This window comes from Pseudomonas kurunegalensis, from assembly GCF_030291635.1.
Lineage (GTDB): Bacteria > Pseudomonadota > Gammaproteobacteria > Pseudomonadales > Pseudomonadaceae > Aquipseudomonas > Aquipseudomonas monteilii.
Map to the genome: position 1 here is coordinate 3689041 of NZ_CP127871.1, position 13145 is coordinate 3702185.

The following is a 13145-nucleotide window of genomic DNA, read 5'->3' on the forward strand; positions in this document are numbered from 1 at the left end:
GCACCCTTTAGTCTTTTTATTGGGCAACAGCACCACTGCCAGCGTTTTAAGTGGAACAAGCAAGGTGCACAGCGAGTATTGCTTTTTGGCACCAATAGAAAAAGAATATATTTCCTAATCCTGAGTATAGGAAAACATGATAGGTTTCTCGTTCAGGCAGCTTGAGTATTTCGTCGCCGTGGCCGAACACGGCAGCATCAGCGCTGCGGCGAGAGCCAGGCACGTTTCGCAGCCTTCGGTTTCGGTTGCGATTGCCCAGCTTGAAGAGGCGCTGAACGAGCGGCTTTTCCGGCGTCAGGTCAGTCGCGGGCTAGAGCTGACGTCTGCAGGCACGCGCTTGCTAGCCCAGGCACGCGATATCATCGGCATGGCCATCGCCATGAACCAGAATGCAGAGACGCCCCAAGGCTCGCTTCGCGGCAACCTGTCGCTTATCTGCTTTCAAGACCTGGGCCCCTACTACGCGCCACGCCTGTTATCGAGCTTTCGCAAGCAGTATCCCGATGTCGAGGTCACCCTGTTCGAGACAGACCTGGCAGGCGTGCACCGCCACCTGAGCGCCGGTAAAGCCGAGCTCGCGCTGACGTACGACATCGGCCTTGATCCCTTGCTGCCGCGCCAGGTGCTGGCTGAGCTGAAGCCTTACGCGCTCATCGCCACAGACCACCGCCTGGCCCACCTGGCTGCGATACCGCTGCATGAACTGGCGCAGGAATGCCTGATTCTTGAGGACATCGCACAAACGCGTGAGTATTTCCTTTCACTGTTTTGGGCGCATAACCTGCAACCGCGTAGCCAGCAATACACCCAGACCTTTGAAATGCAGCGGGGCCTGGTCGCGCATGGCTACGGCGTTGCCCTGTCATGCACCCGGCCCGCCGGGGACCACTGCTATGACGGCACACCACTGTTATGTCGGCCCTTGCTGGAAGCGGTATCGCCGCAAAAAGTGGTGCTGGCCCAATCAGGCATGATGCACCCATCGCCGGTCGCGGAGGCGTTCAAGGGTTGGGTTGCTCAGGCGATAGCAGGCTCCGCTACAGACAACCCTGCCCACTGATCAAAACACCGACCAGCCAATCCGCGAACTCAGCAACTCCAGCGCCGCCATCCCGGCGAGGGAGTTGCCCGCCGCATTCAACTCCGGCGACCACACGCACACCGTGAATTGCCCCGGCACGATCGCCACAATCCCGCCGCCCACGCCACTCTTGCCAGGCAACCCCACTCGATAGGCGAAGTTCCCTGCTTCGTCATACAGCCCGCTGGTGGCCATGATCGAGTTCACCTGTTGCGTCTGGCGTCGGGTCAGAATCTGCTCACCGCTGTGCTTGCAGAACCCATCGTTGGCCAGGAAGCAGAACGCCCGGGCCAGATCCAGGCAGTTCATTTGCAGCGCGCAGTAACTGAAATAACTGCGCAGCACAGCCTCCACCTCGTTATGGAAGTTGCCAAAGGACTGCATCAGGTAAGCCATGGCCGCGTTGCGCGCGCGGAACTGATATTCCGAATCCGCAACACGGGCATCGATCGAGATGTGGGGGTTGCCCGAGAGCCGTCGTACGAAATCGCGCATCGACAACGTGGGTGCTGCAAAGCGCGACTGGTTGATATCACAGATCACCAACGCACCCGCATTGATAAAGGGGTTGCGCGGGCGACCGCGCTCGAACTCCAGCTGCACCAGCGAGTTGAACGGCTGCCCCGAGGGCTCATGGCCAAGCCGCTCCCAAATGGCTTCACCCGAGTGCCCAATCGCCTGAACCAGGCTGAACACCTTGGAAATACTCTGCACCGAAAATGGCACCAGGGCGTCGCCCGCGCAGTGATAGCTGCCATCATTGCCATAGACTGCGATGCCCAACTGGTTCGCCGGCACATCGGCCAGCGCAGGAATGTAATCCGCCACTTTGCCCTTGCCGATCAAGGGACGTACTTCTTCAAGAATCTCGTTCAACAGCGTTTGCATGGAAGGCCCTGTATCAGTCCCCAGACGACGGCTAAGGGGTAGCCTTCTTGACGAAGGTCGAGCGGAAGAAATCACACGCTCGGCAAGAAATGCCGCTCTACCCGGTAGCCCATGGCGCGATGCCATAACCTATGCTGTGGTTGCCTCGACGGTATAGAGAACGTGCAACCGCCAGGTGCAGTGGCCGCTAACCAAGGAATGGAGGACCAACGATGCCAGCTTGTCCCATACCCGCTGACGAAATGCTTCGCCAGCGCACGCTCGATGACATGAACCTGGTCGATACACCCGCCGAGCATTACCTCGATACCTTGGTACGGCTCACCCAGGACCTGGCCCATGTGGACACCGTGCTTATCAGCCTCATCGACCAGGACCGGCAGTGGTTCAAGGCCCGGATAGGGCTTGAGGCAAGTGAGACGACGCGCAGTGTTTCCTTCTGCGGCTACGCCATTCTCGGTGACGATACCTTGATGATCCCGGATGCCATGTGCGATACGCGATTCGTCGACAATCCGCTCGTGCTCAACGCGCCCTATATCCGCTTTTACGCCGGCCACCCCTTGCGCGCCGGCAACGGCAAAGCCATCGGTACGCTGTGCATGTTCGACCCCCAGCCACGCGTGCTCAGCGAGGCCCAAAAAGCGAATTTCAGGGACCTGGCCACGCTCGCCGAGGGATATCTGCAGCTGCGCACCCTGGCACAGGTAAACCGCGACCTGCGCCTAGAAATGGATCGCGAGCAGCGCAAAGCCCTGCTCGACCCTTTGACACAACTCTGGAACCGCGGCGCGTTGTCGGCGTTTGAAGCACATGAACGGCGTTTGGCCGAGGTGAACGGCTTACAGTTGGGGGCGGTTTATGCCGACCTGGATCATTTCAAAGCCATCAACGACAAGTACGGCCATGGCGGTGGTGACAAGGTGCTGTGCGAAACTGCCCGCCGGCTGCGCGCTGCACTGCGCCCCGATGACCTGCTCGTGCGCCATGGAGGTGAGGAGTTCGTCGCGATTTTGCAGGTCAAGGACAGCGAAGAGCTGCAGCGGATTGCTGAGCGCATTCGGGAACAGGTGGGCGCCGGGGCGATGCAGTTGCCCAGTGGTCAATTGAAGGTAAGCCTGAGCATAGGGTGCACCCTGTTTGCCAAAGGTGAAACGCTGGATGATGCACTGGAGCGCGCCGATAAGGGGCTCTATACCGCCAAACAGAACGGGCGTGATCGGGTTGTTTATGTAGCGCCGCCTTGCTGAGACGAGCACGCTCCGGGCTGTGTGGCGGTATGCTCGCCCTGTTTGTACTGGCAACGACCAAGGCGAGCCCCAGCCACCGCCGTACTCACTTATTGGGCGTACTTCCTGGCCCCGGCCACACAGATCACAGCCCCCAGCGTCACCACCAGCATCAACCAGCTGACCTGCTCGTGCAGCAGCAACGCCGCCAGCCCAAGCCCCATGAACGGCTGAAACAGTTGCAGCTGCCCCACAGCCGCAATGCCACCCTGGACCAGCCCCCGGTACCAGAACACAAAGCCAATCAGCATGCTGAACAGCGAAACGTAGCCAAAGCTGAACCACGCCGGCGCACTTACCTTGGCAAAGGCATCAGGTGCCGGAAAATTAACGACCGTCAGCAGCAGCATGAACGGCAACGCCACCAGCAATGCCCAACTGATCACCTGCCACCCGCCCAATGTGCGCGACAGCCTTGCCCCTTCTGCATACCCCAAGCCACACACCACCACCGCTGCCGTCATCAGCAGGTCGCCCACCAACGACCCTTCGCCGCCATTCATCAACGCATAGCCCGCGACCAGCCCGGCCCCCATGAACGAGAACAGCCAGAACAACGGCCGAGGCCGCTCACCGCCCCGCAAAACGGCAAACCCAGCGGTGCACAGCGGCAGCAGCCCGACAAAAACAATGGAATGGGCAGAGGTGACATGCTGGAGCGCCAGTGCCGTCAGCAACGGGAACCCGATGACAACGCCCAGCGCTGTTACCGCCAATGACGCCAAGTCACCCCGCTTCGGCCGAGGCTGGCGCAGCACGATCAAGAACAGCGCACCCAACAAGGCGGCAATGGTAGCCCTGGCACAGGTCAGAAACGTCGGTTCAAAGTCCGCCACGGCCACGCGGGTTGCCGGCAACGAGCCCGCAAAAATTGCGACGCCTATGAAGCCGTTGACCCACCCGCTTGTTGTTCTTTCCATCATTCATTCCTCGATAAGCCAAGCGTCAGTACATCACTGACGGGCTCACCCAGGCCATGTACAATCCAATACAGTTCAACCGAACTGTTATGCACATTAATCCAGCACAGTTGAGGGCGCGATGAAACGCAGCGGCACGCGAATTCGAACGGTCATGGCCGAGATCCAGTCCAGGATCGCCTCTCGCACCTACACCCCCGGCGCAAGAATTCCATCCGTCCGCGCCATGGCCCAGGCCATGCAGGTGTCGGTTTCTACCGTGCTCGAGGCCTATGAACGGTTAATGGCCGAGGGTGTACTCAGCTCTCGCCCTGGCTCCGGCTTTTACGTCGCAGGGCCAGTGGCGCCATTGGCACTGACCGAACTTGGCCCCAAACTGGATCGTGTCGTCGACCCGCTGTGGATCTCGCGCCAATCGCTTGAAACCTCCCTCGATGCGTTGAAACCCGGGTGCGGGTGGTTGCCGCCTTCCTGGATGTACGAAGCGGGTGTGCGTAAAGCGCTTCGCATGGTTGCCCGTTCTGACGCGTCAAAGCTGACGGAGTACGCCTCACCGCTTGGCTATCCGCCACTCCGGCAGTTCTTGTCGCGACGGCTGGCAGGCATCGGGGTCGAAGCCCCGCTTGAACAGATCATGCTCACCGAGTCCGGCACCCACGCCATCGACCTGATTTGCCGTTTTCTGCTGGAACCGGGCGACACGGTGCTGGTGGACGACCCCTGCTATTTCAACTTTCACGCACTGCTGAAAGCACACCGGGTGAACGTTGTGGGCGTGCCTTACACGCCGACCGGCCCGGACATCGATGCATTCGGCGCTGCCCTGCTCGCGCATGCACCCCGGTTGTACATCACGAATTCCGGCATCCACAACCCGACCGGGGCCACCCTGTCGCCGGTCACGGCACACAGGCTGCTGAAGCTGGCCGACACCTCCAACCTGGTGATTGTCGAGGACGACATTTTCGGCGACTTCGAACATACGCCCGCGCCACGCCTGTCTGCGTTCGACGGCCTCTCACGGGTCATCCAGATCGGCAGCTTTTCCAAGACCATCTCCGCTTCAATCCGCTGCGGCTACATCGCTGCGCGCGGTGAATGGATCGAGGGCCTGGTCGACCTCAAGATTGCGACCACCTTCGGCGGTGGGCGCCTGGCGGCGGACATCATCCACCACGCGATTACCGATAGCGGGTACCGAAAGCACATGGAGAGCGTGCGCCTTCGGTTGGCCGAGCAAATGGACAAAACGGTAGCCAGGCTTCAGGCGATTGGTATCAAGCCCTGGATCATTCCCCAGGCGGGCCTGTACGCCTGGTGCCAGCTGCCACAAGGCAAGGATGCCGCAACGCTGGCCAGGGCTTGTTTGAATGAAGGGGTGGTGCTGGCGCCCGGGAATGCCTTTAGCCAGTCCATGACTGCGGGGGATTTTCTGCGGTTCAACGTTGCGCAGTCGGGGGACGCCAGAATCTATGACGTGTTGAAACGGGCACTGGATGCTTAGTAGCGCCCCCCATCCAGCGCCTCACGGCTGTGCTGGCCGTCGACCAGGCGCTGCAGGCCTAGCGGGTTGGCGTTCTTCAACGCATCGGGCAGCAGCGCGTCCGGGTAGTCCTGGTAACACACTGGCCGCAGGAAGCGGTCGATGGCCAGGGTGCCGACAGACGTACCCCGGGCATCGGAAGTGGCCGGGTATGGCCCACCATGCACCATCGCATCGCACACTTCGACGCCAGTCGGGTAGCCGTTGAGCAACAGCCGACCGGCCTTGCGTTGCAGAATCGGCACCAGCGCTGCGAAGCGCTGAACGTCGTCCGGCTCGGCGATCAGGGTGGCGGTCAGTTGCCCGTGCAGGGCTTGCAGAGCGCGGCGCAGTTCGGCTTCGTCGGCCACTTCGACCACCACCGTGGCGGGCCCGAACACCTCCTCCTGAAGCAACTCATCGCCGTTGAGCAACAGGCTCACGTCGGCCTGGAACAGCTGGGCACGGGCCTGGTCGCCGACCTGTTCGGCACCGGCCAGGTGGCATACGCCCGGGTGCTGGTGCAGGCGCTGCACGCCGCTGGCATAACTGCGCAAGGTACCGGCATTGAGCATGGCCTGCGCGGGCTGGTCTGCCAGTTGCGCGCCCAGTACCGCAACGAAGGCGCTGAACGCTTCGCCAGCGATGCCGATGACCAACCCGGGGTTGGTGCAGAACTGCCCGCAGCCCAGCACCACCGAAGCGGCCAGTTCCTTGGCCACCTGCTCGCCACGGGCCTGCAACGCCGCGGGCAACACCAGCACCGGGTTGATGCTGCTCATTTCAGCGAACACCGGGATCGGTTGCGGGCGCGCCGCCGCCAGGTCGCACAGGGCCCGGCCGCCCTTGAGCGAACCGGTAAAGCCCACGGCCTGGATCGCCGGGTGGCGTACCAGCGCTTCGCCGACACCGGCACCGTAGATCATGTTGAACACACCAGCAGGCATGCCGGTGGCTACCGCCGCACGCTCGACGGCCTCGGCCACTCGCTCGGCAGTGGCCATATGGCCGCTGTGCGCCTTGACCACGACCGGGCAGCCGGCAGCCAGCGCTGCTGCGGTGTCACCGCCGGCGGTGGAAAAGGCCAGTGGGAAGTTGCTGGCGCCGAACACGGCCACCGGACCAACACCGGTACGGTACTGGCGCAGGTCAGGGCGTGGCAGCGGTTGGCGCTGTGGCTGCGCGCGATCAATGCGCGCTCCCAGGTAGTCGCCACGGCGCAGCACCTTGGCGAACAGGCGCATCTGGTTGCTGGTACGGCCACGCTCGCCCTGAATGCGCCCAGCCGGCAACGCGGTCTCGCGGCACACGGTGGCGACGAAGGTATCGTCCAGCGCGTCCAGCTGGTCGGCAATGGCATCAAGAAACTGCGCGCGGCGCTCTGGCGCCAGGGCGTTGTACTCGGCAAATGCCGCTTCGGCGGCCTGTGCCGCAGCAGCCACCTCCTCAGGGGTGGCCTGGGCAAAGGCTAAAGGCAGTGCTTCGCCGGTGCGCGCATCGAGGCTGTGCAGGCGCACGCTGCCGGCAGCGCTGCGCTGGCCGCCAATGAAGTTGCTTCCAGACATGGTTGACTCCTGTAACAAAGAAAGAAGGCGCGAAGGCGCTTGTCAGTCATGTGGGAGCGGGCAAGCCCGCGAAGGGCCGCAAGGCGGCCCCAAACTCAATAACTGACTGGCATAGGGCTCAAAGGCTTTTCACCACACCTGGGCGAACCTGTTCAGGCGCTGCTGCAATGCCGTTGCGCAGCGGCTGGCCAAAGGCGTCGAGGCTGACCTCGAAGGTATCGCCCGGGCGGGCCTGGATACCGTCGGCAAACGACAGCGTGGCGGTGCCGAAATAGTGCACATGGATATCGCCAGCACGCAGGAACTGGCCGTACTTGAAGTGATGGAACTCAAGGTTCTCGAAGCTGTGGCACATGTTCTGCTCGCCCGAAAGAAACGGCTTGCTCCACAGTTCCTGGCCATCTCGCAGGATGCGGCTGGTGCCTTCCAGATGGGCCGGTAAAGCACCCAGGCGCAGCTCTGGGCCGAAGCTGCAGGCACGCAGCTTGGAGTGCGCCAGGTACAGGTAATTGCGCCGTTCCATGACATGGTCGGAGAACTCGTTGCCCAGGGCGTAGCCGAGGCGGTAAGGCGTGCCGTCGGCACCGATCAGGTACAGCCCGACCAGCTCTGGCTCCTCGCCCGCATCTTCGGCAAAGGCCGGGAGCGGCAGGTCGGCGCCGGGGCGCACGACGATGCCGCCATCGCCCTTGTAGAACCATTCCGGCTGCGCCCCCTCTTCACCCGCTGGCGGTCGCCCGCCCTCCAGGCCCCACTGGAACATGCGCATGCTGTCGGTCACGGCACCTTCGGCTTGCTGCTGGTGCATCCTGTCGCGAGTGGCGGCGCTGCCCAGATGGGTAAGCCCGGTACCGGTCACCAGGCAGTGAGCCGGGTCCGGATGGTCCAGCGGTGGCAAGACACGGCCTTCGGCCAACAGGGCCAAGTAGTCGTGGCGCTCGCCCAGCCCGGCGGCCTGCACTTCGCTGGCCAGGTCACGGCCGGCGGCAATGGCCTGCAACGCCAGTTCACGGGTGCTGTTGGCGCCAGATACTTCAAGGGCGTACTCGCCTTCCACCACGCCCACACGGCGCTGGCCGCCAGCGGTTTCGAATTGAATCAGTCGCATGCTTGTGCTCGCTTATCGGTTGCAAGGATTAGCGGGAGGCATCGGCCGCCCGCGTGGAAGCCAGGCGCTGGCGGCGCTCCAGGCGGTTGTAGACCACGCCCGTGAGCAACACCCCGCACAGCATCACCAGCGCCAGGAAATACAGGCCCGACGACAGCTGCCCGGTGTATTCCTTGAGCGCGCCGATGCCGAACGGGCCAAGGTAGCCGCCAAGGTTGCCGATCGAGTTGATCAAGGCGATGCCCGCCGCCGCGCTGGCACCGGAGAAGAACCGCCCCGGCAGCGTCCAGAAGATGGCCGTGCAGGAGAACAATGCGAACGCCACCAGGCACAGCGCGGCCAACTGCAGCACAGGCATGGTCAACCAGGCGCTGAAGAACAGGCCGATGGCACCCAATGCGTACAGCAGGCCAAGGTGGCCGTAGCGATCGTTCAGGCGGTCGGAGCTGCGCGGCACGATGAGCAGGCCGATGATGCCGAACAGGTAGGGCACTGCCGAGACAAAACCGGTGACCAGGTCACTGCCGCCAAACTGGTGGATCAGCGTGGGCAGCCACAGGCCCAGGCCATAAATGCTCAGGGTCATCGGCAAGTAGAACAGCGCCAGCAACAGCACCCGGCCATCTTTCAGGGCATGCAGCGGGTTGCCATGACGGGTCTGGCCGAACTCGCGCAGGTCGTTGGCCAACTGCTCTTGCAGCCAGTTGCGTTGCTCGTCGCTGAGCCAGCGCACCTTGGCAGGCCCGTCCGGTAGCAGGCGCAGCGTGGGCCAGGCCAACAGCACCGCCGGCGTGCCGATGCAGATAAACAGCCACTGCCAGCCATGCAGGCCGTAGATGCCCTCAAGCCCCAACAGCGCGCCGGACAGCGGCCCGGTGATCAGCATGGCCAGTGGCTGCGAGAGGATGAAGAAGCCCAGGATCTTGCCGCGATGGCGCACCGGGTACCACTGGGTGATGTAGTACAGCACGCCAGGGAAGAAGCCCGCCTCAGCGGCCCCCAGCAAGAAGCGCATCAGGTAGAAGCCGTTAGGCCCGGTGACAAACGCCATGCCAACAGTGATCGCACCCCAGGTCACCAGGATGCGTGCGAACCACCGACGTGCGCCAAAGCGGTCGAGCAACAGGTTGCTCGGCACCTCGAACAGAAAATAACCGATGAAGAACAGCCCGGCGCCAAGGCCATAAGCAGCGTCACCCAGGCCGATGTCGGCGCCCATGTGCAGCTTGGCAAACCCCACCGCCGAGCGATCGACATAGGCCACCAGGTAAAGCAGAACCAGAAAAGGGATGAGTTTCAGAGTGATCAGGCGGACGAGCCGCTGCTCCTGAATCATGGCGATGTCTCCAATTGTTCTTGTAATGGGCACAACACCTGGCCGGGGCTTTATGGCAGACCTCTAACCTGGCGAAACGATCATATAGTATTACTATTTACAACAACAAGCCTTCACAGATGCCTTTTTAGCCGGTAGAGTCAGTCATATAACGACAAATAGTAATACTAATTAGGTGTCCCGCCATGTCTGATAAAAAACACCCCCTGCGCTCTGCCCAGTGGTTTGGTACCGCCGACAAGAACGGCTTCATGTACCGCAGCTGGATGAAGAACCAGGGCATCCCGGACCACGAATTCCAGGGCAAGCCGATCATCGGCATCTGCAACACCTGGTCGGAGCTGACCCCGTGCAACGCCCACTTCCGCAAGATTGCCGAGCACGTGAAAAAGGGCGTGCTGGAGGCTGGCGGCTTCCCGGTGGAGTTCCCGGTGTTCTCCAGCGGCGAGTCCAACCTGCGCCCCACTGCCATGCTCACCCGCAACCTGGCGAGCATGGATGTGGAAGAAGCGATTCGTGGCAACCCGGTGGACGCCGTGGTGCTGCTGACCGGCTGCGACAAGACCACCCCGGCGCTGCTGATGGGCGCCGCGAGCTGCGACGTGCCAGCGATCGTGGTTACCGGTGGGCCGATGCTCAACGGCAAGCACAAAGGCAAGGACATTGGCGCCGGCACCATCGTCTGGCAGATGCACGAGGCCTATAAAGCCGGCCAGATCGACCTCAACGAGTTCCTCTCGGCCGAGGCCGGCATGTCGCGCTCGGCGGGCACCTGCAACACCATGGGCACCGCGTCGACCATGGCCTGCATGGCCGAGGCGCTGGGCACCTCGCTGCCGCACAACGCCGCCATCCCGGCGGTGGATGCACGGCGCTATGTACTCGCCCACCTGTCGGGCATGCGCATTGTCGACATGGTCCGCGAAGACCTGCGCCTGTCGAAAATCCTTACCCGCGAAGCTTTTGAGAACGCCATCCGCGTCAACGCCGCCATTGGTGGTTCGACCAACGCCGTGATCCACCTGAAGGCGATTGCCGGACGCATTGGCGTAGACCTGCAACTGGAAGACTGGACCCGCGTCGGCCGTGGCACCCCGACCTTGGTCGACCTGCAGCCATCGGGCCGCTTCCTGATGGAAGAGTTCTACTACGCTGGCGGCCTGCCGGCGGTCATCCGCCGCCTGGGCGAACATGGTCTGTTGCCCAACCCAACCGCGCTGACCGCCAACGGCAAGAGCCTGTGGGACAACTGCCAGGCCGCGCCGCTGTATGACGAAGAAGTCATCCGCCCGATCGACAAACCGCTGGTGGCCGATGGCGGCATCTGCATCTTGCGCGGCAACCTGGCGCCCAAGGGCGCGGTACTCAAGCCATCGGCGGCAACACCGGCACTGATGCAGCACCGTGGCCGCGCCGTAGTATTTGAAAACTTCGAGGACTACAAGGCACGCATCAACGACCCTGAGCTGGAGGTGGACGCCAACTCGGTGCTGGTGATGAAGTACTGCGGGCCCAAGGGCTACCCAGGCATGGCCGAGGTCGGCAACATGGGCTTGCCCGCCAAGCTGCTGGCCCAGGGCGTGACCGACATGGTGCGTATTTCCGACGCCCGCATGAGCGGCACCGCCTACGGCACCGTGGTGCTGCACGTGGCGCCCGAGGCGGCGGCAGGCGGGCCATTGGCAGCGGTACGCGAAGGTGACTGGATCGAGCTGGATTGCAAGGAAGGCCGGCTGCACCTGGACATTTCCGCCGAGGAACTGGCCGGCCGCCTGTCCGACCTGCAAGCCCCGCCACAGTTGATCAGCGGCGGTTATGCGAAGCTGTACCTGGACCATGTGATGCAGGCTGATGAAGGGTGCGATTTCGACTTCCTGGTCGGTTGCCGCGGAGCGGCAGTGCCCAAGCATTCGCACTAACCAACCCGCCACACCGCTCCTGCAAAGCAGTGCCATGCATGGCATTGCTGCCCCGCGCAGATGTTTGCAGGAGCGGGTTCACCCGCGATCACGGGCGAAGCCCGTGCCATCCAACACAAAATCTGCCCCCGCAGGCCGCCCCCCGCCCACTAGTGCTATGATGCCCCCCCCGCCTGAAGGACCTACCGCGCCGCGCCCATGAACTACCGCCAGCCCACCACGCGCAAAAGCATGCACGCCACCCTGGTCCAGGACCTCGGCCTGCAAATCGTATCCGGCCAACTCGCACCTGGGCAAAAGCTGCCCTCCGAGGCCAGCCTATGCGAAAGCTACGCGATCAGCCGGCCGGTGTTTCGCGAAGCGATGCGCGCCCTTACCGCCAAGGGCCTGGTCGAAGCCCGCCCGCGGGTCGGCACCCTGGTGCGGCCCCGCCATGACTGGCACATGCTCGACCCCGACGTGCTGCACTGGCTGATGCAGGCCACCCCGCAAAAAGACTTCTTCAACACCTTGTCCAGCGTACGCTGGGTCATCGAACCCGCCGCCGCCGCACTGGCCGCCACCAACGCCACCGCCGAGGATGTAGAGTCGATTGGCGAGGCCTACCAGCGCATGGAAGCCGCGCGCACCCATGAGGAGCGCCTGCAACCCGACCTGGACTTCCACGCCCGCATCGCCGACGCCACCCACAACGACCTGCTGGCCTACCTGTGCAACATGTTGTCGATGGCCCTGCGCGAATCGGTACGCTATTCCAACCAGCGGCCGAACTTCGACCAGCTCGCCCTGCCCCGGCACAAGGCGATTCTCACGGCTATCCAGAACGGCGACGCGCTCGGGGCGCGGCATGCATCGCTGGTACAGCTTGAAGATGCACGCGTGGCGTTGAGCAAGGTGTTGGGGCAAGACCCGACTAGCTGAAGCAACGCCACTGATGGCTGGCGCGGGTTAGCCAGCACAGTCAGCCGGTTTCAGCGCTCACAGCGGCAATGAAACGACGAGAATTGCCGGAGCCCGGTATGGCTTGAAGCGCACTTGCCCGCGTTGCGATCAGCATGATCACAACCTGAAGACTTTTCTTTCACCTGATTTTCACAAGGCGTCGGCGACAATCTCGCCATCCCTACGTGATAGACCTTGCCCGCTTCGGCGGGCTTTCTTTTGCCTGCGATTTCTCTTTCGGCATGCCGTGAATGGTCCGAATGAAGAAGCCAGTAATCCCCCTTCCCTACAGGTCACCTCTCAGACGCCCCGCCATGGAGCATGCACTCGCCTGTGTGGGAGAAGATAATCTCTACGCCAGCGGGAAAAATCAAAGAAAAGCAGTGCGAGCAGCCATCAAACCACCGCGCCTAGCTCAACCATAGAACCGCGAAAGGCAGAAGCCGAGCCATAGCGCTTGTTGTTGGTGAGCCACTGAGTAAATTTTTTGTCAGTTTTATGTAAATTATTTTACACAATTCATTTCAAATAGTTCTCATTTGCGTTAACGTCCCGCCTCGATTTCAACCCTACCG

10 protein-coding genes are annotated in these 13145 nt (G+C 62.4%); 5 read left to right on the forward strand and 5 right to left on the reverse strand.

What is annotated here, in order from left to right; genetic code table 11:
- Nucleotides 1–136 precede the first annotated feature (136 nt).
- Nucleotides 137–1060, forward strand: a complete 924-nt coding sequence (locus QQ992_RS16555; RefSeq protein ID WP_286110318.1) for a LysR family transcriptional regulator — start codon at nucleotides 137–139, stop codon at nucleotides 1058–1060.
- On the opposite strand, the gene glsB is transcribed toward QQ992_RS16555, so the two are convergent.
- Complete coding sequence (gene glsB, locus QQ992_RS16560) at nucleotides 1061–1969, reverse strand: glutaminase B (protein ID WP_016711224.1); 909 nt, start codon at nucleotides 1967–1969, stop codon at nucleotides 1061–1063.
- 212 nt (nucleotides 1970–2181) lie between these two features.
- Between glsB and QQ992_RS16565 the strand changes: the two genes are divergently transcribed.
- Entirely contained in the window at nucleotides 2182–3219 is a 1038-nt protein-coding gene (locus tag QQ992_RS16565; protein ID WP_286110319.1) for a sensor domain-containing diguanylate cyclase, read from the forward strand.
- 89 nt (nucleotides 3220–3308) lie between these two features.
- Here QQ992_RS16565 and QQ992_RS16570 read toward each other — a convergent pair whose 3' ends face one another.
- On the reverse strand, nucleotides 3309–4178 hold the full coding sequence (locus QQ992_RS16570; protein WP_105946740.1) for a DMT family transporter: 870 nt from the start codon (nucleotides 4176–4178) through the stop codon (nucleotides 3309–3311).
- Between the two features lie 121 nt (nucleotides 4179–4299).
- On the opposite strand from QQ992_RS16570, the gene QQ992_RS16575 reads away from it, so the two are divergent.
- The gene (locus QQ992_RS16575) at nucleotides 4300–5682 is read left to right on the forward strand and encodes an aminotransferase-like domain-containing protein (protein WP_286110320.1); all 1383 of its coding nucleotides are present in this window, start codon (nucleotides 4300–4302) and stop codon (nucleotides 5680–5682) included.
- On the opposite strand, the gene QQ992_RS16580 is transcribed toward QQ992_RS16575, so the two are convergent.
- The 3 genes from QQ992_RS16580 to QQ992_RS16590 form a co-directional block, all read right to left on the reverse strand.
- Nucleotides 5679–7265, reverse strand: coding sequence for an aldehyde dehydrogenase (NADP(+)) (locus tag QQ992_RS16580; protein WP_286110321.1), 1587 nt, complete (start codon nucleotides 7263–7265; stop codon nucleotides 5679–5681). The two genes, QQ992_RS16575 and QQ992_RS16580, sit on opposite strands and share 4 nt — an antisense overlap.
- Nucleotides 7266–7383: 118 nt before the next feature.
- A complete protein-coding gene (gene araD1, locus QQ992_RS16585; protein ID WP_286110322.1) occupies nucleotides 7384–8373 on the reverse strand; it encodes an AraD1 family protein in 990 nt (329 codons plus the stop codon).
- A 28-nt stretch (nucleotides 8374–8401) separates the two neighbouring features.
- On the reverse strand, nucleotides 8402–9709 hold the full coding sequence (locus QQ992_RS16590) for an MFS transporter (protein ID WP_286110323.1): 1308 nt from the start codon (nucleotides 9707–9709) through the stop codon (nucleotides 8402–8404).
- 185 nt (nucleotides 9710–9894) lie between these two features.
- Here QQ992_RS16590 and QQ992_RS16595 point away from each other — a divergent pair, with 185 nt between their 5' ends.
- Nucleotides 9895–11628 carry an IlvD/Edd family dehydratase gene (locus QQ992_RS16595; RefSeq protein ID WP_286110324.1) on the forward strand — a complete coding sequence of 578 codons (1734 nt, stop codon included), beginning with the start codon at nucleotides 9895–9897 and terminating at the stop codon, nucleotides 11626–11628.
- 198 nt (nucleotides 11629–11826) lie between these two features.
- Entirely contained in the window at nucleotides 11827–12549 is a 723-nt protein-coding gene (locus QQ992_RS16600; RefSeq protein WP_016711234.1) for a FadR/GntR family transcriptional regulator, read from the forward strand.
- Nucleotides 12550–13145: the final 596 nt, after the last annotated feature.

Bases quoted from the DNA above. Each gene is read 5' to 3' on its own strand.
- QQ992_RS16555 (WP_286110318.1), top strand. From the start codon at position 137: ATGATAGGTTTCTCGTTCAGGCAGCTTGAGTATTTCGTCGCCGTGGCC.
- glsB (WP_016711224.1), bottom strand. From the start codon at position 1,969: ATGCAAACGCTGTTGAACGAGATTCTTGAAGAAGTACGTCCCTTGATC.
- QQ992_RS16565 (WP_286110319.1), top strand. From the start codon at position 2,182: ATGCCAGCTTGTCCCATACCCGCTGACGAAATGCTTCGCCAGCGCACG.
- QQ992_RS16570 (WP_105946740.1), bottom strand. From the start codon at position 4,178: ATGGAAAGAACAACAAGCGGGTGGGTCAACGGCTTCATAGGCGTCGCA.
- QQ992_RS16575 (WP_286110320.1), top strand. From the start codon at position 4,300: ATGAAACGCAGCGGCACGCGAATTCGAACGGTCATGGCCGAGATCCAG.
- QQ992_RS16580 (WP_286110321.1), bottom strand. From the start codon at position 7,265: ATGTCTGGAAGCAACTTCATTGGCGGCCAGCGCAGCGCTGCCGGCAGC.
- araD1 (WP_286110322.1), bottom strand. From the start codon at position 8,373: ATGCGACTGATTCAATTCGAAACCGCTGGCGGCCAGCGCCGTGTGGGC.
- QQ992_RS16590 (WP_286110323.1), bottom strand. From the start codon at position 9,709: ATGATTCAGGAGCAGCGGCTCGTCCGCCTGATCACTCTGAAACTCATC.
- QQ992_RS16595 (WP_286110324.1), top strand. From the start codon at position 9,895: ATGTCTGATAAAAAACACCCCCTGCGCTCTGCCCAGTGGTTTGGTACC.
- QQ992_RS16600 (WP_016711234.1), top strand. From the start codon at position 11,827: ATGAACTACCGCCAGCCCACCACGCGCAAAAGCATGCACGCCACCCTG.